Below are 22,127 nucleotides of genomic sequence, written 5' to 3' on the forward strand. Positions count from 1 at the left end.
ATCACGCGAGAGGGCGGCTACCGGGCGAGGCGGGCGGCTACCGCGCGAGGGCATCCCGGATCGCGAAGGCGATGTCGCGATCGGTGACCTCGTATCCGCCGACCCCGTCGGAGGCGGAGCCCATGCGCACGCCGCCGTCCTGGGTCACGGCGCGCTTGGCGGAGAAGTGGATCGCATCGACCCCCGCCGCCGCCAGAACCGGGGCGCTGGCCACGTCGACGCCGCTGCCCGCCATGATCTCGATCTCGCCCTCGGCTGCGGCGACGAGGGCACGCAGCGTGTCGATGCCGTCGATCGCCGCGGACGCTCCCCCGGACGTGAGCACACGACGCAGGCCCAGCTCGCGGGCGCTCTGCAGTGTCGCGACAGGGTCGGCCGTCACATCGATCGCACGGTGCAGCGTGGCGGGCGCTCCCCCGGCCGCATCACGCAGACGCGCCATCGCGAACAGGTCGAGACGCCCGTCGGCATCCAGGGCACCGATGACCACACCGGAGGCACCGGAGGCGATCGCACGGCGCACGTCGAGCTCGGCGACCGCCAGCTCGTCGTCGTCGTAGTGGAATCCACCCGCGCGTGGGCGGATCAGCACGTGCACCTCGGGGCCGTCGGCTCCTGCCGCCTCGACGGCGAGTTCGAGCGTCGCCGGCGACGGGGTGAGTCCGCCGAGGGCGAGGGCGGTGGCGAGTTCGACGCGTGCAGCGCCGACCTCCTTGGCGATCCGCACTCCGGCGGGGTCCTGCACGGCGATTTCCAAGGCGAGCGATCGGGTCACCCCTCCATTGTGCCCGCTCTCCTGCCGGCATCCGGAAAATTAGATAGGCTATCTAAGTAATGTCTGCGTCTGATGAATCCCTCGACCTCACCGCCACAGACCTTCGCATGGCCACGTTCCGGCTGGCCCGCCGCCTTCGCTGCGCCCGCGCCGCCGACTCGATGAGCGACGCGCAGCTGGCGGTGCTCGCCGACCTGCGCATGAACGGACGCCGTACGATCTCGACCCTCGCCCAGCGCGAGCGCGTCACCGCACCGTCGATGACCAGCACGATCAACGGCCTCGAAGAGCAGGGCTTCGTCGTGCGCACCCCCGATGAGGACGATCGCCGCCGCGTGCAGGTCGACATCACCGAGGCCGGCAGCGAGATCGTCGTCGAGACCATCCGCCGTCGCGACGAGCTGCTCGCCGACATGCTGCGCGAGGTCGACTACTCCGAGGCCGAGCTGACCACGCTGCGTGAAGCCAGCGCCCTGATGAGGCGGGTGGTGGAGCGATGAGCGCCATGTTCCGCTCCTTCGCGAACATCAACTACCGGATCTGGTTCGCGGGCGCCCTGATCTCCAACGTCGGCGGGTGGATGCAGGCCACGGCGCAGGACTGGGTGGTGCTCACCGAGCTCACCGACAACGACGCCACCGCGATGGGCGTCACGATGGCCCTGCAGTTCGGGCCCCCGCTCGTGCTCGTGAGCCTGACCGGGTGGGTGGCCGACCGCTTCGACCGGCGGCACATCCTGTTCGCCACCCAGTCGGCGCTGCTCGCCCTCGCGATCGCGGTCGGCGCGCTGCTGCTCGGCGGCCTCATGACCCTGCCGATGATGTTCGGCTTCGCCCTCGGATTCGGCATCGTGAACGCGTTCGACGCTCCGGCTCGACAGGCGTTCGTCTCCGACATGGTCTCCACCGGCGACACCTCCAACGCGGTGGCCCTCAACTCCGCGTCGTTCAACCTCGCCCGTATGGTCGGACCCGCCGTCGGCGGCCTGCTGATCGTGGCGATCGGCTCGGGCTGGGTGTTCATCGTGAACGCGGCGACGTTCCTGGCGATGCTGCTCGCCCTGCTGCTCATGCGCCGCAGCCTGCTCGCCCCACGTCTGAAGAACCGCAATCGCGGGGGGCTCGCCGACGGGTTCCGGTACGTGTGGGGGCGCAGCGACCTGCGCGTGGTGTTCGTGACGGTCTTCCTGATCGGCGCCTTCGGCATGAACTTCCCGATCTTCGCCTCGACCATGGCGCTCGAGTTCGGCGCGGGCGCCGACGGCTACGGCGTGCTCAGCTCGGTACTCGCGATCGGATCCCTCATCGGGGCGCTCCTCGCCGCCCGGCGCGATCGCGCCAGAGTGCGCGTGGTGATCCTCGCTGCCGGAGGTTTCGGCATCGCCGCGTTCGTGTCGTCGGCCATGCCCACGTATGCCTCCTACGCCGTCACTCTGACCTTCACCGGCTTCATGATCGTGACGCTGCTCACCACCGCCAACGGCTACGTGCAGATCACGACCGACCCCGCTCTGCGCGGACGCGTGCTCGCCCTGTATATGGCCGTCATCATGGGTTCTACCCCCATCGGGGCCCCCATCGCGGGATGGGTCGCCGACACGTTCGGCCCGCGGGCCGCGATCATGCTCGGTGGCACGGCCGGGTTCGTGGCCTGCGCGATCGGGGTGATCTGGGTCGCGACCTCCGGCCGACTCCGCCGGGACGAGAACCGCCGGTTCCTGCTCACGCTCGACGAGACCCGCCCGCTTCGCGTGATCGAGGTCGACCCGATCGAGTTCAGCGACGAGGCCGCCGTGACCACGCCGATCCGCACCGCCGAGAAGCGCGATCTCGGAGACTGACCCTCGTCGCGGGATTTGTCAACGCCCTGCACGACCCGGGGCGACCGGTCGTACCGTCTGTGCATGGACGAGAACACGGAACGCACCCCCCATCCGCAGGATCCGGCAGAGGGCGCGCCCGGCGTCGGAGCACCGGACGAAGACTCCGGCCAGGGCGACGGCACCGGCGGCGCCATCCAGGGCGACAGCTCGCGCGGCGAATCCACGGGCGGCGCCATCCAGGGCGACGCCGGCCAGGGCCATCGCGCAGCGCTCGGTGGCGACGAGCACACCGAGGATCAGCTCGACGCGGACAACGCCGCCGAAGAGGACACCCTCAAGACGCTCGATCCGGATTCCCCGCCCGCCTGAGCGTGCACGAGGGCAACGCCACCGCCAGCCGTCCATCCCCAGAGACGGCCCTCCCCTGCGGTGGCGTTGCTCGTGTCGCGTCGAGCCGCAAGGGTAGGGTTCTGCGCGTCGGGCCTAGGCGCCCAGCACGAGCTTGAGCTGCTCCACCGCCCAGTCGAGCTCGGTCGCGCGGATCACGAGCGGCGGAGCGATGCGCACCGTCTGTCCGTGCGTGTCCTTGACGAGCACGCCGCGTTCGAGCAGCTTCTCGGCGATCTGACGCCCGGTGCCCTTCGCGGGATCGATGTCGACGCCGGCCCAGAGCCCGGCGATGCGCACGGCCGTGACGCCGTGCCCGATCAGCGGCTGCAGCGCCTGCTCCAGGTGGGCGCCGAGTGCGCGCGCCCGCTCCTGGAACTCACCGGTCTGCAGCATCTCGACCACGCGCAGGCCCACGGCCGCGGCCAGCGGGTTGCCGCCGAACGTCGACCCGTGCTCGCCCGGTCGGATGACGCCCAGCACGTCGGCGTCGCCGACCACGGCGGATACCGGGAGGATGCCGCCGCCGAGCGCCTTGCCCAGGAGGTACAGGTCGGGCACGACGCCTTCACGATCGCACGCGAAGGTCTCGCCCACGCGGCCGAGCCCCGCCTGGATCTCGTCGGCGATGAACAGCACGTTCTTCTCGTCGCAGATCTCGCGGATGCGGCGGAGGTAGCCCTCCGGCGGGATCACGACACCGGCCTCGCCCTGGATCGGTTCGACCAGCACGGCCGCCGTGTCGTCGGTGATGGCCGCGGCGATCGCATCCGCATCTCCGTACGGCACCACATCGAAGCCCGGTGTGTAGGGGCCGAAGTCGTCACGCGCCGTGTCGTCGTCGCTGAAGCTGACGATCGTCGTCGTGCGGCCGTGGAAGTTGCCGGCCGCGACGATGATGCGCGCCTTGCCCTCGGGGATGCCCTTGACGCGATAGCCCCAGGCGCGGGCGACCTTGATGCCGGTCTCGACGGCCTCGGCACCGGTGTTCATCGGCAGCACGAGATCCTTGCCCGCCAGCTCCGCGAGCGCCGCGGCGAACGGCTCCAGCCGGTCGCTCTGGAACGCACGGCTGACGAGCGTGACCCGGCCGAGCTGCTCGGTGAGCGCGGCGACGAGGGCCGGATGCCGGTGGCCGAAGTTCACGGCCGAGTACGCCGCGAGCAGGTCGAGGTAACGCTTGCCCTCGACGTCGGTCACCCACGCACCCTCCGCGCGGGCGATGTTCACCGGCAGCGGGTGGTAGTTGTGGGCGACGTGCGGCTCGGTGCCCGCCTCTCCCGCCGTGGCCGCTGTACCCGGGGTCGCTGTTCCCGTGGTCTCGTCGACCGCGGTCACTTCGCACCCCGCAGCTCGAGCGTGCAGCACTTGATGCCGCCGCCGCCGAGCAGCAGCTCGGACAGGTCCACCATGATCGGGTTGTAGCCGCGCTCGCGCAGCTGCTTCTCGAAGCCCTTCGCCCGCGGCGAGATGACCACGTTGTAGCCGTCGCTCGCCGAGTTCAGGCCGAACACCGAACCGTCCTCGTCAGAGACCAGGATCGCGTCGGGGAAGCGCTCCTCGAGGATCGCACGGCTGGCGTCGTCGAAGGCGCCGGGGAGGTAGGCGATGTTCGCGCGCTCCGGGCCGCCGTTCTCCACACCCTGCACCGGATCGAGCACGGCGATCGCGGTGTCGAGGTGGTAGAAACGCGGGTCGACCAGGTTGAGCGACACGACCTCGCGCCCGAAGACCTCGCCGACCTCGCGGTGGCTGTCGCCCGTGGAGCGGAAGCCGGTACCGGCCAGGATCACGTCGCCGACGAGCAGGAAGTCGCCCTCGCCCTCGTTGACCTCCTTCGGCATCACCGTGTCGTAGCCGGCGGCACGGAACCAGTCGGCAAAGGCCGGCGACTCGCCCTGACGCTCGACGAAACGGAACTCGGGCACGTAGGCGCGACCGTCGATGAGGAATCCGCCGTTGGCCGTGTAGACCATGTCGGGGTAGCCGGGAAGCGGCTCGATGAGCTCGACCTCGTGGCCCAGCTCGATGTACAGGTCGTGGAGCTTCTGCCACTGCGCGACCGCGTTGGCGGTGTCGGTGGGCTTGGTCGGCTCCATCCACGGGTTGATGGAGTAGTTGACCGTGAAGTGCTCCGGCTTGCACATGAGATAGCGGCGGTGGTGCGCGGTGCGGGCGGGGGCGGTGGAGACGGCGGCTTCAGGCGTCGACATGGGTGCTCTCCTCGTGGGACGGGCGCGGCGGACGCTGTCCAGGGGCCCGGCGGTCCTTCGACCCTTCGCTCGATCGAGCGGGCGTCGGGGAAGATGCGACTCGGGCACGCCGCGGTCCATTCTGTCACCCGCCCCCTGTACGCCGCCAGAGCGCCGACGGGCAGGAACGGATCAGAGGGCGGAGCCGGTGACCACCAGCTTGCCGACGGTGTGGCCCGCTTCCAGACGGGCGAGAGCGGCGGATGCCTCGGCGAAGGGGTACTCCCGCTCGATCACGGGAACGACGCGGCCATCGGCGACGAGTTCGAGGAGCTTCGCCAGCACCTCGGGACGCGGCGTCGCGGCGAGTGGTCGGATGCTCCGCGAGCCGATCGACAGGAACACCGCGCGGAGCATCCGCGGGATCGGGCCGAGCACGTGTCCCCCGTCGCCCGTGACGAGTACGACCGTGCCGCCGGGCACCACGAGGCGCTTCAGCTCCCGCAACGGCATCCCTCCGGCGATGTCGACGATCGCATCGAATCGGCCGTCCGGCAGCGCGCTCAGGGGCGACGTCCGGTGGTCGAAGGTGCGCACGGCACCCAGCTGCTCGATCAGGGGGGCATTGCGGTCACGACAGGTCGCCCAGACCTCGGCGCCGCGGAGAGCTGCGAGCTGCACCGCGAACGTGCCGACCCCTCCGGAGGCACCGATGATCAGCACTCTCGGCGCGCCATCGGCGCGAGCACCTTGCGTGAGGCCGACGCCCGCGAGGTCGAGCGCCTGCCAGGCGGTTCCCCCGGCCACCGGGAGGCACGCGGCGGTCTCCGGGACGATATCGATCGGGACGGGAACGAGCCGCGCGGCGGGAACGCTCACGTACTCGCCGAGACCTCCGCCGCCGACGAGCTCACCCACCACGTCTTCGCCGATCTCCGCGCCCACGACGTCGGGTCCGACGGCGACCACGGTGCCCGCGACCTCCATCCCGCGCACCGGGTGCTTCGGGCGGGTCATGCCGAACACCGGACGCACGAGCAGCGGATCGCCGAGCAGGAGGCGCACATCGCCCGCGTTCAACGCCGTGGCGCGCACCCGCAGCAGCACCTCGCCGCGGCCGGGCGTCGGAACCGGGATGCGCTCGAGGGCGACGCCGTCGGCCGGACCGTACGTCTCCCGACGCCACGCCTTCATCGAACGGCTCATGATGATGCTCCTGACGTGTCGGGGTATTCGAAGATGTCGTCGAGCCCCACGCCGAACGCGCGGGCGATCTGGAAGGCGAGTTCGAGTGTCGGCGAGTACTTCTGCTGCTCGATCGCGATGAGGGTCTGGCGCGTCACGCCGACCGTGCGCGCGAGCTCGGCCTGGGTGAGTCCGGCGTGTTCGCGATGCGCGCGGATGGTGTTCGAGACGCGGGTGGGCTTGACCATCAGACGAGGCCCCGCCGGTAGGCGACCACCCGGGCGATGCCGCCGATGAACGCCGACACCGCGAAGCCCGCGAACATGGTGTTCGCGATCCAGAAGACATCGGCGCCGACGGCGCACAGCGCGATGACCCCGAGACCGGCGATCACGACGAAAGCCTGCTCCACTCGGCCGCCCATGCGGCTGATGTCGCGGTCGCGGATGTCGGAACGGCCGACACCGTCGGGCTCTCTCAGCCCCGCGATGATGCCCCACCCGACGCTGAGGATGATCGTCGCGACGATGCCGCCGCCGATCACCCACAGCATGAGCGGGAACCAGTCGACAGCGGTGAGCGGCCCTCCCCCGGCCTGCTGGAGCACCAGCACGACGTAGACGACCATCACGATCGGGCTGACGATGAGTCCCGCCCAGGCATTGCGCTCTTCGTAGACCATGACGACTCCGATGTAAAAGATTATTGACACGCTCAGCGTACGTCCGTCAGGGAGGGGTGTCAAGAATTCTTTACACCAGGCTCAGATCACGTCGCTGCTCCACGGGTCGAGGTTGCCGTAGCGGTGGGCGGTGATCGAGATCGACTGCTCGTGCACGAACGGCAGCAGCTCGATGCGGGCGGCGGCCGTCACCTCGCCGTCGTACACCGCCAGGTCGGGGTCGCCGGCGGAAGCCGTGGCGAGCTTCGCGCGAAGGGCGGCGACACCGTCCCGCCCGCCGACCAGCCGCACCCGATCGCTCACCGGCAGCGCGACGCCCTCGGGTGCATCGTCCTGTCGCAGCAGCCGCTGCAGCCACTCGTCGTCGCTCTCCAGGAACACCGGGGCATCCAGGTCACCGAGAGCGCGACGCACCTCGCCGGGCACCCCGACCGGGGTCGAGATGACGAACTTCGCCCCTGACCGCACACCTGCGATCACGACGCGCAGCAGATCCTGCAGTGCCGCATCGTCGGTCGCGCGGACCTCGACCGGCACCGGGCGATAGCGGAACAGGTTGCGCTCGACGCCGAGACGCGAGACATCACGGACCTGCCCGAACTCGCGGTCCCAGGCCAGCGCATCCGACAAGGCCGAGCGCCGCAACCACTCGAACGACTCGTAGGCGAGCGACGACTGGGCCGCCTCGATGAGGGCGGTGATGCGGGAGTCGAGTCCCCGCAGATGCAGCGTGCTGGAGGCCGGCCCTCCCGGCAGGGAACGCCAGGACCCCAGACCGATGAGGTAGTTCGGGCCGCCCGCCTTGGCACCGGGGCCGACGGAGGAGCGCTTCCACCCTCCGAACGGCTGGCGCTGCACGATGGCTCCGGTGATGCCGCGGTTCACGTAGAGGTTGCCCGCCTGCACACGGCCGAGCCAGAACGCGAGCTCCTCCGGGTCCTGGGTGTGGAGTCCTGCAGTGAGGCCGTAGGCGACGGCGTTCTGCATCTCGACGGCGCGCGCGAGCGTCGGCGCATGCATCACGCCGAGCACCGGCCCGAAGAACTCCTCGGTGTGGAAACGCGACCCCGGCTGGACGCCGACACGCACTCCGGGCCGCCACAGACGTCGGCTGCCGTCGTCACCCGCCGCGAGCGACGGTTCGATCAGCCATTGCTCGTCGCCCTCCAGCTCGCTCAGCGCCCACGCGAGCTTTCCGGTCGGCTGGTCGATCACCGGGCCCACCTCGGCCAGCGGATCGGTGGGCTGCCCGACGTGCAGCGACCGCACGGCGTCGGCCAGCTGACGCGCGAACCGGGCGGAGCGTCCGACCGGTCCCACGAGGATGGCGAGCGAGGCCGCCGAGCACTTCTGCCCGGCGTGTCCGAAGGCGCTCTTGACGAGGTCGGCGACCGCGAGATCGAGATCCGCCGAGGGGGTGATGATGATCGCGTTCTTGCCGCTGGTCTCCGCGAGAAGCGGCAGATCGGAGCGCCAGGAGCGGAACAGCGCCGCCGTGTCCCACGCGCCGGTGAGGATCACCCGGTCGACGGCGTCGTGCGTGATGAGCTCGCGGCCGAGCTCCCCCTCCTCGATGTCGACGAGCGCGAGCAGGTCGCGCGGCACCCCCGCCTGCCACAGGGTCTCGGCGATGACGGCGGCGCAGCGGCGGGCCTGCGGAGCGGGCTTGAAGACGACACCCGAACCTGCGGCGAGCGCGGCGAGCACCCCACCCGCGGGGATCGCGAGGGGGAAGTTCCAGGGCGGCGTGACGACGGTGACGGATGCCGGAACGAACACGGCGCCGGCGATCGCGTCGAGCTCGCGCGCCTTGGCGGCGTAGTAGCGGGCGAAGTCGACGGCTTCGCTGACCTCGACGTCGGCTTCCGCCAACACCTTGCCCGTCTCGGAGGCCGCGACCTCGATGAGGTCCCCTCGCCGCGACTCGAGTGCGGCCGCCGCACGCAGCAGCACCTCGGCCCGCTCGGCAGCCGGCCGCCCACCCCAGGATGGAGCGGCCCGGCGCACGCCCTGCACGATCCGCTCGAGATCCTCGGGATCGGACACCCGTGCAGACGCGATCGTGGCGTCTCCCAGATCGGAGGCGGCGATGCGCTCGCGCACCTCGCGTGCCCACTCCCGGTTCGCGGGGAGAGCAGGATCGGTGTCGACCGTGTTCGAGAAGCCCGGAGCGCCACCGGCATCCTGGTCCAGCTCGCGCGCCGAGTACACGGCGGTCTCGAGGAACGCCTCGCGCCCGCCGTCGTCGGATCCGCGCGAGATGCCGAGCACCGCCTTGGTGAGGTCGGTCTCGGGCACCGGGGCTGCGGGTGCCGTCCGCACGGACTCGTGCACGGGCGCGCTGCGGTCCTGCGTGCGACGCGGTCCGATGCGCAGCGTGGCGTCGCCCGACCTGTCCAGTGCATCGAGGAAGCGGTCCTGCTCGCGCACGAACAGCGACTCGTCCTCGCCGAGCCGGAACGCGGCGGAGAGGAAGTTTTCCGGCGAAGCATTCTCCTCGAGCCGGCGCACCAGGTAGCTGATCGCCACGTCGAACTCGGCGGGCTCGACCACCGGCACGTACAGCAGCACGGGGCCGACCTCACGCGAGACGGCCTGCACCTGCCCCTGGGCCATGCCCAGGAGCATCTCGAACTCGACGGCCTCGCGCACCCCCCGTTCTCCGGCGAGCAGCCAGGCATACGCGATGCCGAAGAGGTTGTGCCCTGCGATGCCCAGCTTCACGGCCGCGGTGTGCTCGGGCTGCAGAGCCCAATCCAGACAGCGCAGGTAGTTCGCGTCGGTGTCGAGCTTGGTGTCGTAGGTCGCGGGCGTCCAGCCGTGCATCCGGGCCTCGACGTTCTCCATCGCGAGGTTCGCCCCCTTCACGAGGCGCACCTTGATGCGGGCGCCGCCGTGCGCGACACGGTCCCGCGACCAGGCGGTGAGCTCCTGCAGGGCGGGCAGGGCGTCGGGCAGGTAGGCCTGCAGCACGATGCCCGCTTCGAGCCCGGCCAGGCGCGGGTCCTCGAGGATGCGCGTGAAGACCGCGATCGTGAGGTCGAGGTCGCGGTACTCCTCCATGTCGAGGTTCAGGAAGGTGCCGTCGGCCGCCGCCGTCAGGTACAGCGGGAGCAGTCTTTCGACCACCTCGTCGACGACCTCGTCGAACGCCCACATGGAGAGGTGGCTGATGATCGCCGAGACCTTCACCGAGACGTAGTCGACATCGGGACGCCGGATGAGCGCGTGGATGCCGTCGAGCCGTCGCCGCGCCTCCGTCTCGCCGAGCACGGCCTCGCCGAGCAGGTTCAGGTTGAGACGGGAGCCGCTCTCCCGGATCCGCTCGATCGCCGCCCCGAGCTTCGCAGGTCGCGCATCCACCACGAGATGCCCGACCATGTCACGGAGCACCCGACGGGCGATCGGCACGACGGGTGACGGCAGGACCTGCGCGACACCACCACCGAGACGCACGGCCGAGCGCAGGTACCAGGGCAGGAACTCCGGCACGATCGGTGCGATCCGATGCAGCTGCGAGGCGGCCGCGGTCAGGCTCTCCGGGCGCATGACGCCGTCGACGAAGCCGAGCGTGAACGGCAGCCCGTTCGTGTCCTGCAGCACGCCCGCGAGCCGTGCGGCCGCGGGGTCGGGTTCGATCGCCGCGGCCTCGATCGCCCACCGCCGAGCCAGCTCGACGGCACGGTCTGCGAGGGGTGCGGATGCCACGGCATCCGGCGGGAGGTCTGCCATGGATTTCAGCCTAGGTCTGGAGCAGGATCCTCCCGCCGTTCAAATCGCGCAAATGGTCGCTTTTCCCGCTCGGATGCCGTCATCTGCGCGATTCGAAACGGATTCAGAGCGCCGCGATGATGTCCTCCACCCGCTGTTTCGCATCTCCGAACAGCATCGACGCGTTGTCGCGGAAGAACAGCGGGTTCTGCACCCCTGCGTACCCGGCGGCCATCGAGCGCTTGAACACGATGACGCTCTCGGCCTCCCACACCTTCAGCACCGGCATCCCGGCGATCGGGCTCCCCGGGTCCTCGGCAGCGGCCGGGTTCACGGTGTCGTTCGCGCCGATGACCAGCACCACCGAGGTGGAGGCGAGGTCGTCGTTGATCTCGTCCATGCTCAGGACGATGTCGTACGGCACCTTGGCTTCGGCCAGCAGCACGTTCATGTGACCGGGCAGCCGTCCCGCGACCGGATGGATGCCGAACCGCACATCGACGCCCCGCTCGCGGAGCCGCCGGACCAGATCGGCGACGGGGTACTGCGCCTGTGCGACGGCCATGCCGTAGCCAGGGGTGATGACGACGCTGTCGGCGGCGACGAGCATCTCCGCCGCGCCCTCGGCGGTGATCTCGCGGTGCTCGCCGTATTCGGTGTCGTCGGAGGTCGGCGCCGCGACCCCGAATCCCCCGGCGATGACGGAGAGGAACGAGCGGTTCATGGCCTTGCACATCACGTACGAGAGGTACGCACCCGACGATCCGACGAGCGCGCCCGTGACGATCAGCAGGTCGTTGTTCAGGAGGAACCCCGCCGCGGCGGCGGCCCAACCCGAATAGCTGTTGAGCATCGAGACGACGACCGGCATGTCTCCGCCGCCGATCGAGGCGACCAGGTGCCAGCCCAGGGCGAAGGCGAGCACGGTGACCGCGATCAGGAGCCACAGCTGCTGGTCGTTCACGAACCACACGGTCAGGGCGACGAACGCGATGAGAGCCCCGATGTTGAGCCCGTTCTTGCCCGGGAGCATGAGCGGCTTCGACGACATCTTCGCCGAGAGCTTGAGGTACGCCACGATCGACCCGGTGAAGGTGACGCCGCCGATGAAGATCCCGATGAACACCTCGGCGTTGTGGATGCCGACGAGCTCGGGGGCGATCTCCGGGTGCGCGAGGTAGCCGTTCCAGCCGACGAGCACCGCGGCGAGGCCGACGAAGCTGTGCAGGAGCGCGATGAGCTCGGGCATGCCGGTCATCTCCACGACCCGCGCTCGCCAGAGCCCGATGGCCGCCCCGATCAGCACCGCGGCCACGAGCAGGCCCAGCCCGAGGAAGGCACCGGTGCTCCATGCGTCGGCCATGGTGAGGGCGACCGTCGCGACCAGCGCGATCGCCATGCCCGCGATGCCGTAGACAACACCGGAGCGGGCGGATTCATGGCGACTGAGGCCGGCGAGGCTGAGGATGAACAGCAGGGCGGCGACGATGTAGGCCGCCCCGGCGAGCGCGTCGACGGTCATTTCCGGCCGCCCTTCGCCGATGTCCCGAGTGTGAACATCGCGAGCATTCGTCGGGTCACCGCGAACCCTCCGAAGATGTTGATGGAGGCCAGCAGCACCGCGATCGCGGCGAGCACCTGCACCACCGGCAGCGGCGACGTGATCTGCAGCATCGCGCCGACCACGATCACTCCCGAGATGGCGTTGGTCACCGACATGAGCGGGGTGTGCAGCGCGTGATGCACCTTGCCGATCACGTAGAAGCCGATCACCACCGACAGCACGAGCACCGTGAAGTGCTGCGGCAGCGGGGCCGGGGCGAACGCGTTCACGGCGAACAGCGCGGCGACGCCCACCACGATCAGCGTGACTTTGCGGGCGGCGGACATCTTCTTCGGCGGTGCGACCTCGACCGGCGCCGCCGCGGCCTTCGGGGCGGGAGCGGCGGCGACCTGCACGGCAGGCGGGGGCCAGGTGACCTCGCCGTCGCGCACGACCGTGACCGAGCGCTGCACGACATCGTCGAAGTCGATCACCAGCCGCCCGTCCTTCGCAGGCGTCAGCAGCGCCACGAGGTTGGCGAGGTTCGTGCCGTAGAGCTGGGAGGCCTGTGCGGCCAGACGCGAGGCCAGGTCGGTGTAGCCCAGGATGATCACACCGTTGTCCGTGACGACGCGCTCGCCCGCGACCGAGCCCTCGACGTTGCCGCCCTGGCCCGCGGCCATGTCGACGATCACGCTGCCCGGCTTCATCTGTGCGACATCGGATGCCGTGATCAGGCGCGGCGCCGCGCGTCCGGGGATCAGCGCAGTGGTGATGATGATGTCCACGTCGGCGGCCTGCTCGGTGTAGATCTCGGCGGCCCTGCGGTCATAGTCCGCGCTGGTCGCCTTGGCATAGCCGTCGGTGGAGGCCGCGACCTCGACGTCGACCGGGAGGTAGCTGCCACCGATCGAGGTGACCTGGTCGGCGACCTCGGGGCGCGGATCCGTGGCGCGGACGATCGCACCGAGACTCGATGCCGCGCCGATGGCCGCAAGCCCCGCGACTCCGGCTCCCGCGACCAGCACCTTCGCCGGCGGCACCTTGCCCGCGGCGGTCACCTGCCCCGTGAAGAAGCGGCCGAACTCGTGCGCGGCCTCGACGACGGCCCGGTACCCGGCGATGTTCGCCATCGAGCTGAGCACGTCCATCGACTGCGCCCGCGAGATGCGCGGCACCGCATCGAGCGCGAGCGCCGTGATGCCGCGCTGCGCGAGCGACTGGACGAGATCGGGGCGCAGTGCCGGTGAGAGCAGGGCGATGAGGGTGGCGTCATCGGAGAGGAGGGCGATCTCCTCCGCCCCGGGAGCTGTGATCGCGAGGACGATCTCGCTCCCCCAGGCCTCTGCGCGATCCACCAGCGCCGCACCCGCCGCCGCGTACTCGGCGTCGGGGTACGAGGCCGCAGCGCCCGCTCCCCGCTCGACTCTGACCGTGTGGCCCAGCTTCCCGAGCGACGCGATCGTCGCCGGGGTGGCCGAGACCCGCGCTTCGCCCGCAGGCTCCCGCACGATGCCGATGACTGCCACTACTTCCTCCTCCGCCCGTCTGCGTCGACGGGATCACCGGGGCGTCTGCGCCCCTGACTTCCCGCTCAGAGTACTGAGGAGCGCTCCGGAAGCGCCCGTCCTTCGGCTCTGTGACAGGGAAAGAAGCGGGGTTCTTACGGAAAGCGGAGGAGGAAGATCTCGGGGCGCTCCCCCGGCGGCGAAGCGATCGTGTTCGGATCAGGAGGTTTCGACGAGCGCGGCCTGCGGAATCGGTCGGCCGCGAAACCACCTCCGCGATGGCGGAAGGAACAGCAGCACCGATTGACCGCCGCAGACCAGCACCGCCCAGAGTCCGAACGGCGTCGCGATCAGCAGCGCCATCATCGCCAGCGCCTGCACCACGACGACCCACCGCATCCACGCGGTGCGTCGGGCGAGCCCGATGAGGATCGTCATGTTCATCAGAAGGCCGAGCAGCACCACGACGCCCCAGAGAATCGACGATGTCCCGTTCGCCGGCGTGGGGAAGGCGCGGAAGAGCCAGACCAGGATGAACCCGGCCGCGATCCACGCCGCGACGAGAGTCGCCGAGAGCAGCATCGGGAGGACGATCGTCACGGGCATCCATTCCCGATCTGCTCGCGGGCGCTCCTGCGGCATGGATCCTCCCGACGTCATCGCGCTCAACCGTGCTCGTCTCGCGCGACACCCACCCTAAGGTCCGCCCGCCCGGGGTGTCGAGAACCGCTCAGCCCCAGACGCTCGGCGCCTTCACGCGAACCGGCGGGAGCGCGGATGCCGCGGCCCAGTCATGCACCCAGGCATCGATCTCCGGCACGCCCTCGGGCTTGCCGACGGCGGCGAACAGCTCTTCGTTGCTGACGGTGCCGCCGGTACGGCGCAACATGCGCGAGCGCACGATCACCCGCGCGTAGATCTCTCCGTCGACGACGGCCCTGTGCTCGAGGAACACCGCCTTGTCGTCGTGCCCGATGAAGCGCGACTGCACCTCGAACCGCTGCCAGAGCTGGAGCGACTTGCGGAACGTGACCGTCTCGCTGGAGACGACCGCGTACCAGCCGCGGTCCTTCATCGCGTCGAACAGCCCGGTGCGTATCAGCAGATCCCAGCGTCCGAGGTCGAAGAGCGACAGATAGCGCCCGTTGTTCATGTGGCGCAGGATGTCGATGTCGGTCGGCAGCGTGGTCAGGCGGATGCTGCTGACCGACGACGCATCGAGAGTCCTCCCCCGTCGCACGCGGCGGCGAGCGCCGAGGATCACCAGGAGGGTCCGCCAGATCACGTTCACGAAGAATGATCGTAGCCAGGCGTGCACGATTCGCGAACATCATTGTGCGAACCCTCCATGCCCGCGTATCGGGCGTCATCGAACATCCCCTCGATTTCCTCTTCGTGGACGCCGCGCGTAGAGTCACGAACATGAGCGCCGAAGCCCAGCCTGAAGTCATCGTCCGTCCGGTCCGTGATGTGGATGCGGAAGCCCTCGGTCGCGTGCATGCGCAGTGCTGGCACGAGACCTACGACCACCTGATCAGCAAGGCGGCACTGGAGAAGGTCTCGCCCCGCCGCATGGCCGAGCTGTGGACGCACTGGGCCTCGCAGGGCCCCGAGTTCAAGATGAACGCCGCGCTCGTCGACGGCGAGATCGTCGGCTTCGTCGGCTCCGGTCCTGCCCGCGACAAGGATGCCCCCGCGTTCCGCGAGCTGTACTTCATCTACCTGCTCGACGCGTGGCACTCGACCGGCATCGGTCAGAAGCTGTTCGACGCGGCCGTCGAGAAGGACGAGCCGCTGTACCTGTGGGTGGCCGAGGACAACCCCCGCGCGCACCGCTTCTACACGCGCAACGGATTCCACCTCGACGGAGCATCGCACACGGAGCCGTTCCTCGGCGAGACGCTGACCGAAGTGCGCTTCGTCCGCCCCTGACACACCGCCGCGCATGCACGCAGAACGGGCCGTCTCCCCTCGGAGGCGGCCCGTTCTCGCTGTCGGTTCCGGTCGCTCCGGCTCAGAGGCGCTCGATGATGGTCACGTTCGCGATGCCGCCACCCTCGCACATCGCCTGCAGGCCGTACCTGCCGCCGGTGCGCTCGAGTTCGTTCAGCATGGTCGTGAGCAGTCTGGTGCCGGTCGCACCGATGGGGTGCCCGAGGGCGATGGCCCCGCCGTTGACGTTGACCTTCTCGTGCGGGGCGTCGAGCTCGCGCATCCAGGCGAGCACGACGGGCGCGAAGGCCTCGTTCACCTCGAACAGGTCGATGTCGGCGACACCGAGTCCCGCGCTCTCCAGAGCGTGCCGGGTCGCCGGGATGGGCGCGGTGAGCATGAGCACCGGACTGGCACCGCGAACGGTCATCCGATGGATGCGCGCGCGGGGCGTGAACCCGTGCTCGCGCACCGCCCGTTCGCTGGCGATGAGCACGGCGCTGGAGGCGTCGCTGATCTGCGACGACACGGCAGCGGTGATCCGTCCCCCCTCCCGCAGCGGTGCGAGTCCGGCCATCCGCTCCAGGGTCGTGTCCCGCCGCACCCCCTCGTCGTTGGCGAGGCCGTTCAGGGGCGCGATCTCGTTCGCGAAACGCCCCTCGTCCTGAGCGACGGCCGCACGACGGTGGCTCTCCAGGGCGAACTGCTCCATCTCCGCACGGGAGATGTCCCATTTCTCGGCGATCATCTCCGCACCGGCGAACTGCGAGATCTCCTGATCGCCGTAGCGCTCGCGCCACCCGGGAGACTCCGCGTACGGGGTCGTGAAACCGTACTGCTCCCCGACGGTCGCGGCCGCGGTCAGAGGCACCTGCGACATGTTCTGCAGACCGCCCGCGATGACGAGGTCGTTCACACCGCTCATCACGGCCTGCGCCGCGAAGTGCACGGCCTGCTGGCTCGATCCGCACTGACGGTCGATCGTGACGCCGGGCACGTGCTCGGGGAATCCGGCGACCAGAGCGGCGGTGCGTGCGACATTGCCCGACTGCCCGCCGATCGCGTCGATCGTGCCGAGCACGACGTCGTCGATCGCGGCGGGATCGACACCGACGCGGTCGACCAGCGCCCGCAGGCTGTGTGCCCCGAGATCAGCGGGATGGATGCCGGAGAGCGATCCCCCACGCCGCCCCACCGGGGAACGGACCGCGTCGATGATGTATGCCTCGACCATGATCTTCCTTCCGTCGCGGGAGACGCGGTGACGTCAGCGGCCCGAGACCTTGCCGAACGCCTTCGCGATGGGCGCGAGCACGAGGGGCCGGGCGGCCACCCAGCCGATCGCGATCACCACGAGCGAGAGGATGAACACCCAGAATCCGGTCCAGGTGACCGCGTCCTGCGAAGCGAACATGTGGTTCAGGTTGCGCAGGAAGCCGGTGAGCATCACGAGGGCGACGTGGGCGATGATGAACGCCACGAAGTAGAGCATGATCGGGAAGTGCAGCGCGCGCGCCCACTCGACCGGGTAGGCCTTCGACAGCTTCTCGGCCTTCTTCGGCCAGAGCCCCGACATGCGGAATCCGGTGATCGCCGCCAGCGGCGCGGCGATGAACACGGTCGCGAAGTAGGCGAGCTGCTGCAGGCTGTTGTAGTTGTTCCAGCCGTTCTCGTGCGGCCAGTCGAACGAGACGTACTGGAGGGCCGCCGACAGCGCGTTCGGGAAGACCTCCCAGCTCGTCGGCACGATGCGCACCCAGTGACCGGTCACGAACAGCAGCACCACGAAGATCACGCCGTTCACCAGCCACAGGATGTCGAGCGACTGGTGGAACCAGAGGTTCAGGCTGATCTTGCCCTTGGCGTTGCCGCGGGGCGTCCAGAAGACGGTCGGCCGCTTCTCGGTACGCACCTGGAGCCCGGAACGGATGATCAGCACCATCAGGAACATGTTGAAGAAGTGCTGCCAGCCGACCCAGGGCGAGAATCCGGGTTCGACCGCGATCCCCGGCTCGTACTCGCCCGGGAAGGCTGCGAGGAAGTCCTGCATGAACGGGAAGCTCAGGAGTGCGCGCACGAACGCGATGGCGGCGCCCGCGAGGACTCCGAGCGCGGCGGCGCCGAACAGCACGGCGATGGCCTGGGGCCACGTCGGACGGCGTCGACCGGTCGCAGCGGCGGGTGCCTCGGCGATGCGACGTGGCGCGCGCCCGTTCCAGACCGTGCGCGTCCACGGCAGCGGGGTCGCGACGTCGGCGATGGCGGGTGCGGTCACGGGCGCCGCGACGACCGGGGTGCTCTCCGGTCCGGTGCTCTCCGGCCCGGTGCTCTCAGGAGCGACCGGCGCCGGAGCCACGGGCTCGACGGATGCCGCGACAGCAGGTGCGAGCGGGACGGTGTCTGCGGCGGGCCACGGCTCGCCGCCGACCACTCGGGGCAGGCCACGGCGGACACCGCCTGCGGCAGCGATCGGCGCTTCGGGTGCGCTGACGGCGGGCGAGGGTGCGGTCGGGGGTGCGGTCGTGGCAGCGGTCGAGGCACGAGCCGTCGCAGGTGCGCTCCCGGTCGCCGAAGATGCGGGAACTGCTGTCGCGACAGCCGATACCGGCTGCGTCGTCTGCGGAGCGGGGGTCGCCACGGCGGCGGCGGGAGCGACGGCGACCGATGGCGGCCAGGGCTCTCCGCCCGGCACGCGTGGCAGGCCGCGACGGATTCGCGCTGCTCCGGCGGTCGCCGCGGGAGCGGGGCTCCCGGTCGGTGCTGCGGTGGCCACGGCTGCCTGATCCACCGCTATGACGGACTCGCGGTCGGCGGGGACGGCATCCGACGCCGCCGCAGGCTCGACCTCTGTCGACGTCGGAGCCTCGGTTGCCACGGCAACCGCCGGCTCCTCCACAGCCGCCGCATCGGCGGGGGGCCAGGGCTCCCCGCCCGGTACACGCGGCAGACCGCGTCGCAGCATCCGCGTCGCCATGGCTACTTCTTCCGCGCCTCGAGGGCGGCGATCACCTGCGGCACCACCGCGAACACGTCGCCGACGATCCCGAAGTCCGCCACGTCGAAGATCGGTGCCTCGGGGTCCTTGTTGATCGCGACGATGTTCTTCGACGTCTGCATGCCGGCACGATGCTGGATGGCGCCGGATATGCCGAGGGCGACATACAGCTGCGGCGACACCGAGACACCGGTCTGGCCGACCTGATGCGACTGCGGGATGTACCCCGCGTCGACGGCGGCCCTGGAGGCACCCACCGCGGCACCGAGCGCATCGGCGAGCTCTTCGACGAGCACGAACTTCTCCTTCGAGGCGAGACCTCGACCGCCGGAGACCACACGCGTGGCTCCGCGCAGGTCGGGACGGGACGAGGCGACCTCGACCGCCTCGACCGGACCGGCCGTCGCCGCGACCGCACCGGACGGGGTGACGTCGAGCACCTCGACCGAGTGCGACGGCACGGCCTCGGCGCGCGCGTCCACCGCGCCCTGGCGCACCGTGATCACCGGAGTGCCGAACGTGGGTGCCGAATCGACGAGGTAGGCCCCGCCGTAGACCGAGTGGTGGGCGACGACACCCTCGTCATCGCGCGACACTCCGACCGCGTCGACCGACAGTGCGCTCTTCGTGCGCACCGCGAATCGTCCGGCCACGTCGCGTCCGGAGATCGAGTTCGAGATCAGCACGGCGTCGGGGCGCACCTGGGCGGCGGCCGCCTGCAGGGCGTCCACGATCGGCACGGTCAATGCCGTCGGCTCACCGTCGGCGGTCAGCACCACCGATGCACCCGCCGCGGCGGCCTGATCCACCGCGGCCGGACTGCCGCCCACGATCAGCGCGACCGGCGTGCCGATCGTCGAAGCCGCGCCGATGAGCGCCGCCGTGCTGCTCGCGACGTAGCCGGAGGGGTCGACGTCGACGAGGACGAGGATCGGGTTCTCGGAGGATGTCATCTCACACCAGCCTGTTCTGCACGAGGTAGTCGACGAGCTTGTCGGCCGCGTCACCCTCATCGGTGATCTTCACGCCGGCCGCCCGCGGGGGCTTCTCCGACACAGTGGTCATGATGGTGCGCGGAGCGACGGACGGATCCGCCGAAACGTCGAGGTCTGCGAGCGCGAGCACCTCGAGCGGCTTCTTCTTGGCCGCCATGATGCCCTTGAAGTTGGGGAACCGCGCGTCGGGAAGCGCCTCGGTGATCGAGATCACGGCGGGCAGCGGCGCCGAGACCGGCTGGCTGCCGGCATCCGAGCCACGGACGCCCGAGACGCCGTCGGCGGTGATCTCGACCGACGTGAGCGCGGTGGCCTGCGCGAATCCAAGGTGTTCGGCCAACATCGCGGGAATGACGCCGCCGGAACCGTCGGTCGACAGGTTGCCCGTGATCACGAGGTCGGGGGCGCCGCGGCGGATCGCGGCGGCGAGGACCTCGGCGGTGAGACCGAGGTCGGCGCCGACGAGCTGCTCGTCGGCGATGTGCACGGCCGAGCCCGCACCGATCGCGAGCGCCCGGCGCACGGACGCGGTCGAGCCCTCAGGAGCCATCGAGACCGCCACCACCTCGGTGCCGTCGTTCTTGTCGGCGTAGCTGAGCGCCACTTCGAGCGCCCGCTCCGTGATCTCGTCGAGGACCACGTCACCCGCCGCACGATCGGCGAGGCCGGTCTCGAGATTCAGCTTGCGATCGCCATAGGTGTCCGGCACCTCTTTGACCAGGACGAAGATCTTCATCGATTGCTCCTCACGACTGCTGCAATTCTAGACCGCGATACTGAGTTCCAGCTCACCTGCGACTGAGACTCATGGATGTCCACAGCGGATGCGTCGCGCGCCGTCGCCGCCCCCCGCGCTCGCGCCACTACCGTAGAGAAATGGCCCGACCCCGTCCGCTCCCCATCGATCCGCTCGCCGAGGCGAAGCGGCAGTGGCTCGCGCACGGCTGGACGGATGCCGCGGACGGCATGGCCCTGGTCACTTCGGTCATGCGGGCCCAGCAGCTGCTGCTCGCCCGTGTCGACGCGACCCTGAAGCCCTTCGCTCTGAGCTTCGCCCGCTACGAGGTGCTGCGTCTGCTGGCTTTCAGCCGCGCCGGCAGCCTGCCCCTGTCGAGCGTGGTCGCCCGCCTCCAGGTGCACCCGACCACCGTGACGAGCACGGCGGAGCGCCTGGTGCGCGACGGTCTGGTCGCGCGTGAACCGCACCCCCATGACGGACGCGCTGCGCTGCTCGTGCTGACGGAGTCCGGCCGGGAACTGGTCGAGCGCGCCACACAGGCTCTCAACGCCGACGTGTTCGCCGAGCCCGGTCTGAGCCGCGACGACGCCGCCGAGCTCGTCGCGATCGTCGCCCGGCTGCGCAAGGACGCCGGCGACTTCGCCGATCCGCGCCCGCAGCCCGAAGCCCTCTGACATGCCCCGGTTCGCGCTCGAGACGATCATCAGCGCGCCTCCTGCCGAGGTGTTCGCCGCATCGCTCGACCCGGCACTGCACGTGAAGAGCATGGCCCGGTTCGGTGAGACCATGGTCGAGGCGCCGGCAGGCGGCGTGTTCACCGAGGGGACCACCGCGACCTGGCGGGCACGCCACTTCGGCATCCCCTTCCGCCTGCGCTCGATCGTCTTCGACATCGATCCTCCCCACGCGTTCTCGGATCGGCAGATCTCCGGTCCGTTCGCGGCATTCCTGCACGAGCACCGTTTCGAGGAGCATCCGGCCGGCACGCTCATGCACGACACCGTGACCTTCCGCTCGCCGTTCGGCCCGCTCGGCCGAATCGTCGACGCGATGTTCCTCGGCGGGTACATGCGCCGCCTCATCATGGAGCGCAACGCGATTCTCGCCGCGGAATTCGAGGAGCCCGGGCGTACCCTTTCGGCATGAGCGAACTGCGCCTGCACACCGTCCTCACCGGCCGCGGCCCCGCTGCGGCGATCCTCCTCAGCGACGAGCAGGTGGCCTCTCTCGGCGCCGGCAAGGCGTTCCCGGTCGCCGTCACGATCGGCGGACGCACCGCCCGCCTGCGTCTGGCGCGGATGGGCAGCGAGAACATGATCGGTTTCAGCAAGGCCGTGCGCGCCGACCTCGGACTCGAGATCGACCAGGAGATCGACGCCGTGATCCGGGTGGACTCCGCCGAGCGCACGGTCGACGTTCCGGCCGAGCTCGCCGCGGCCCTGGACGCCGACCCCGCGCTGCGCACCGCCTTCGACGCCCTGTCGTACACCGCACGCAAAGAGCACGCGAGGAGCGTGGCCGAAGCGAAGCAGGAGGCGACTCGCGAACGTCGCATCACGAAGATCGTCGACGCGCTCCGCGGCTGACTGCTCCCCGATTCCGGCAGACATCTCGTCAGGCACTCGTCTCGTCAGGCACTCGTCTCATCAGGCACTCGTCTC

22 protein-coding genes are annotated in these 22,127 nt (G+C 70.0%); 7 read left to right on the forward strand and 15 right to left on the reverse strand.

From position 1 onward, the window contains the following. Window positions 1-37 precede the first annotated feature (37 nt). On the reverse strand, window positions 38-775 hold the full coding sequence (locus tag DW307_RS03815; RefSeq protein WP_021200299.1) for a copper homeostasis protein CutC: 738 nt from the start codon (window positions 773-775) through the stop codon (window positions 38-40). A gap of 59 nt (window positions 776-834) precedes the next feature. On the opposite strand from DW307_RS03815, the gene DW307_RS03820 reads away from it, so the two are divergent. From DW307_RS03820 to DW307_RS03830, 3 genes are all read left to right on the forward strand, one after another. Beyond that, window positions 835-1,275: a MarR family winged helix-turn-helix transcriptional regulator gene (locus DW307_RS03820; RefSeq protein WP_021200300.1), complete on the forward strand. Its 441-nt coding sequence runs from the start codon at window positions 835-837 to the stop codon at window positions 1,273-1,275. 5 nt (window positions 1,276-1,280) lie between these two features. Further along, window positions 1,281-2,615, forward strand: a complete 1,335-nt coding sequence (locus DW307_RS03825) for an MFS transporter (RefSeq protein ID WP_031207541.1) — start codon at window positions 1,281-1,283, stop codon at window positions 2,613-2,615. Between the two features lie 63 nt (window positions 2,616-2,678). Continuing rightward, window positions 2,679-2,966, forward strand: coding sequence for a hypothetical protein (locus tag DW307_RS03830; RefSeq protein ID WP_021200302.1), 288 nt, complete (start codon window positions 2,679-2,681; stop codon window positions 2,964-2,966). Window positions 2,967-3,080: 114 nt separating this feature from the next. Here DW307_RS03830 and rocD read toward each other — a convergent pair whose 3' ends face one another. From rocD to DW307_RS03880, 10 genes are all read right to left on the reverse strand, one after another. Further along, window positions 3,081-4,322, reverse strand: a complete 1,242-nt coding sequence (rocD, locus tag DW307_RS03835; RefSeq protein WP_021200303.1) for an ornithine--oxo-acid transaminase — start codon at window positions 4,320-4,322, stop codon at window positions 3,081-3,083. Further along, window positions 4,319-5,197, reverse strand: coding sequence for a dimethylargininase (gene ddaH, locus DW307_RS03840; protein ID WP_021200304.1), 879 nt, complete (start codon window positions 5,195-5,197; stop codon window positions 4,319-4,321). Before ddaH ends, rocD begins: the two co-directional genes overlap by 4 nt. A gap of 171 nt (window positions 5,198-5,368) precedes the next feature. Beyond that, window positions 5,369-6,382: an NAD(P)-dependent alcohol dehydrogenase gene (locus DW307_RS03845; RefSeq protein ID WP_136024006.1), complete on the reverse strand. Its 1,014-nt coding sequence runs from the start codon at window positions 6,380-6,382 to the stop codon at window positions 5,369-5,371. Further along, window positions 6,379-6,609: a helix-turn-helix transcriptional regulator gene (locus DW307_RS03850; RefSeq protein ID WP_136024008.1), complete on the reverse strand. Its 231-nt coding sequence runs from the start codon at window positions 6,607-6,609 to the stop codon at window positions 6,379-6,381. The genes DW307_RS03845 and DW307_RS03850 overlap by 4 nt, the downstream gene beginning before the upstream one ends. Next, window positions 6,609-7,043 (reverse strand): hypothetical protein, encoded by a 435-nt coding sequence (locus DW307_RS03855; RefSeq protein WP_029259524.1) that lies wholly within the window; start codon window positions 7,041-7,043, stop codon window positions 6,609-6,611. The genes DW307_RS03850 and DW307_RS03855 overlap by 1 nt, the downstream gene beginning before the upstream one ends. Before the next feature lie 81 nt (window positions 7,044-7,124). After that, window positions 7,125-10,775 (reverse strand): proline dehydrogenase family protein, encoded by a 3,651-nt coding sequence (locus DW307_RS03860; RefSeq protein ID WP_136024010.1) that lies wholly within the window; start codon window positions 10,773-10,775, stop codon window positions 7,125-7,127. A 103-nt stretch (window positions 10,776-10,878) separates the two neighbouring features. Continuing rightward, window positions 10,879-12,276, reverse strand: coding sequence for a Re/Si-specific NAD(P)(+) transhydrogenase subunit beta (gene pntB / locus DW307_RS03865; RefSeq protein ID WP_021200348.1), 1,398 nt, complete (start codon window positions 12,274-12,276; stop codon window positions 10,879-10,881). After that, complete coding sequence (locus DW307_RS03870) at window positions 12,273-13,826, reverse strand: Re/Si-specific NAD(P)(+) transhydrogenase subunit alpha (RefSeq protein ID WP_136024011.1); 1,554 nt, start codon at window positions 13,824-13,826, stop codon at window positions 12,273-12,275. The genes pntB and DW307_RS03870 overlap by 4 nt, the downstream gene beginning before the upstream one ends. Window positions 13,827-14,024: 198 nt before the next feature. Beyond that, window positions 14,025-14,405 (reverse strand): hypothetical protein, encoded by a 381-nt coding sequence (locus DW307_RS03875; protein ID WP_136024013.1) that lies wholly within the window; start codon window positions 14,403-14,405, stop codon window positions 14,025-14,027. A gap of 130 nt (window positions 14,406-14,535) precedes the next feature. Beyond that, a complete protein-coding gene (locus DW307_RS03880; protein ID WP_136024015.1) occupies window positions 14,536-15,096 on the reverse strand; it encodes an acyl-CoA thioesterase in 561 nt (186 codons plus the stop codon). A 131-nt stretch (window positions 15,097-15,227) separates the two neighbouring features. Here DW307_RS03880 and DW307_RS03885 point away from each other — a divergent pair, with 131 nt between their 5' ends. Beyond that, the gene (locus DW307_RS03885) at window positions 15,228-15,737 is read left to right on the forward strand and encodes a GNAT family N-acetyltransferase (protein ID WP_029267742.1); all 510 of its coding nucleotides are present in this window, start codon (window positions 15,228-15,230) and stop codon (window positions 15,735-15,737) included. An 82-nt stretch (window positions 15,738-15,819) separates the two neighbouring features. On the opposite strand, the gene DW307_RS03890 is transcribed toward DW307_RS03885, so the two are convergent. From DW307_RS03890 to DW307_RS03905, 4 genes are read right to left on the reverse strand one after another with little or no spacing between them, the layout of a single operon-like run. Continuing rightward, window positions 15,820-16,971: an acetyl-CoA C-acetyltransferase gene (locus DW307_RS03890; protein ID WP_136024019.1), complete on the reverse strand. Its 1,152-nt coding sequence runs from the start codon at window positions 16,969-16,971 to the stop codon at window positions 15,820-15,822. A 33-nt stretch (window positions 16,972-17,004) separates the two neighbouring features. Further along, complete coding sequence (locus DW307_RS03895; RefSeq protein ID WP_205810355.1) at window positions 17,005-18,711, reverse strand: cytochrome b/b6 domain-containing protein; 1,707 nt, start codon at window positions 18,709-18,711, stop codon at window positions 17,005-17,007. A gap of 2 nt (window positions 18,712-18,713) precedes the next feature. Further along, entirely contained in the window at window positions 18,714-19,685 is a 972-nt protein-coding gene (locus DW307_RS03900; protein ID WP_029259517.1) for an electron transfer flavoprotein subunit alpha/FixB family protein, read from the reverse strand. Between the two features lies 1 nt (window position 19,686). Further along, complete coding sequence (locus tag DW307_RS03905) at window positions 19,687-20,463, reverse strand: electron transfer flavoprotein subunit beta/FixA family protein (RefSeq protein WP_021200340.1); 777 nt, start codon at window positions 20,461-20,463, stop codon at window positions 19,687-19,689. Window positions 20,464-20,603: 140 nt separating this feature from the next. Between DW307_RS03905 and DW307_RS03910 the strand changes: the two genes are divergently transcribed. From DW307_RS03910 to DW307_RS03920, 3 genes are read left to right on the forward strand one after another with little or no spacing between them, the layout of a single operon-like run. After that, window positions 20,604-21,140: a MarR family winged helix-turn-helix transcriptional regulator gene (locus DW307_RS03910; RefSeq protein WP_136024021.1), complete on the forward strand. Its 537-nt coding sequence runs from the start codon at window positions 20,604-20,606 to the stop codon at window positions 21,138-21,140. Window position 21,141: 1 nt separating this feature from the next. Then, the gene (locus DW307_RS03915; RefSeq protein WP_029259515.1) at window positions 21,142-21,612 is read left to right on the forward strand and encodes an SRPBCC family protein; all 471 of its coding nucleotides are present in this window, start codon (window positions 21,142-21,144) and stop codon (window positions 21,610-21,612) included. Next, window positions 21,609-22,052 (forward strand): YdeI/OmpD-associated family protein, encoded by a 444-nt coding sequence (locus tag DW307_RS03920; RefSeq protein ID WP_021200337.1) that lies wholly within the window; start codon window positions 21,609-21,611, stop codon window positions 22,050-22,052. Before DW307_RS03915 ends, DW307_RS03920 begins: the two co-directional genes overlap by 4 nt. Window positions 22,053-22,127 lie beyond the last annotated feature (75 nt).

Source organism: Microbacterium sp. K27, assembly GCF_004794435.1.
Lineage (GTDB): Bacteria > Actinomycetota > Actinomycetes > Actinomycetales > Microbacteriaceae > Microbacterium > Microbacterium maritypicum_A.

Coding starts and splice junctions, on each gene's coding strand:
- ddaH (WP_021200304.1), bottom strand. CDS start 5,197: ATGTCGACGCCTGAAGCCGCCGTCTCCACCGCCCCCGCCCGCACCGCG.
- pntB (WP_021200348.1), bottom strand. CDS start 12,276: ATGACCGTCGACGCGCTCGCCGGGGCGGCCTACATCGTCGCCGCCCTG.
- DW307_RS03915 (WP_029259515.1), top strand. CDS start 21,142: ATGCCCCGGTTCGCGCTCGAGACGATCATCAGCGCGCCTCCTGCCGAG.
- DW307_RS03860 (WP_136024010.1), bottom strand. CDS start 10,775: ATGGCAGACCTCCCGCCGGATGCCGTGGCATCCGCACCCCTCGCAGAC.
- DW307_RS03820 (WP_021200300.1), top strand. CDS start 835: ATGTCTGCGTCTGATGAATCCCTCGACCTCACCGCCACAGACCTTCGC.
- DW307_RS03845 (WP_136024006.1), bottom strand. CDS start 6,382: ATGAGCCGTTCGATGAAGGCGTGGCGTCGGGAGACGTACGGTCCGGCC.
- DW307_RS03910 (WP_136024021.1), top strand. CDS start 20,604: ATGGCCCGACCCCGTCCGCTCCCCATCGATCCGCTCGCCGAGGCGAAG.
- DW307_RS03830 (WP_021200302.1), top strand. CDS start 2,679: ATGGACGAGAACACGGAACGCACCCCCCATCCGCAGGATCCGGCAGAG.
- DW307_RS03920 (WP_021200337.1), top strand. CDS start 21,609: ATGAGCGAACTGCGCCTGCACACCGTCCTCACCGGCCGCGGCCCCGCT.
- DW307_RS03885 (WP_029267742.1), top strand. CDS start 15,228: ATGAGCGCCGAAGCCCAGCCTGAAGTCATCGTCCGTCCGGTCCGTGAT.
- DW307_RS03855 (WP_029259524.1), bottom strand. CDS start 7,043: ATGGTCTACGAAGAGCGCAATGCCTGGGCGGGACTCATCGTCAGCCCG.
- DW307_RS03895 (WP_205810355.1), bottom strand. CDS start 18,711: ATGGCGACGCGGATGCTGCGACGCGGTCTGCCGCGTGTACCGGGCGGG.
- DW307_RS03905 (WP_021200340.1), bottom strand. CDS start 20,463: ATGAAGATCTTCGTCCTGGTCAAAGAGGTGCCGGACACCTATGGCGAT.
- DW307_RS03900 (WP_029259517.1), bottom strand. CDS start 19,685: ATGACATCCTCCGAGAACCCGATCCTCGTCCTCGTCGACGTCGACCCC.
- DW307_RS03825 (WP_031207541.1), top strand. CDS start 1,281: ATGTTCCGCTCCTTCGCGAACATCAACTACCGGATCTGGTTCGCGGGC.
- DW307_RS03850 (WP_136024008.1), bottom strand. CDS start 6,609: ATGGTCAAGCCCACCCGCGTCTCGAACACCATCCGCGCGCATCGCGAA.
- DW307_RS03890 (WP_136024019.1), bottom strand. CDS start 16,971: ATGGTCGAGGCATACATCATCGACGCGGTCCGTTCCCCGGTGGGGCGG.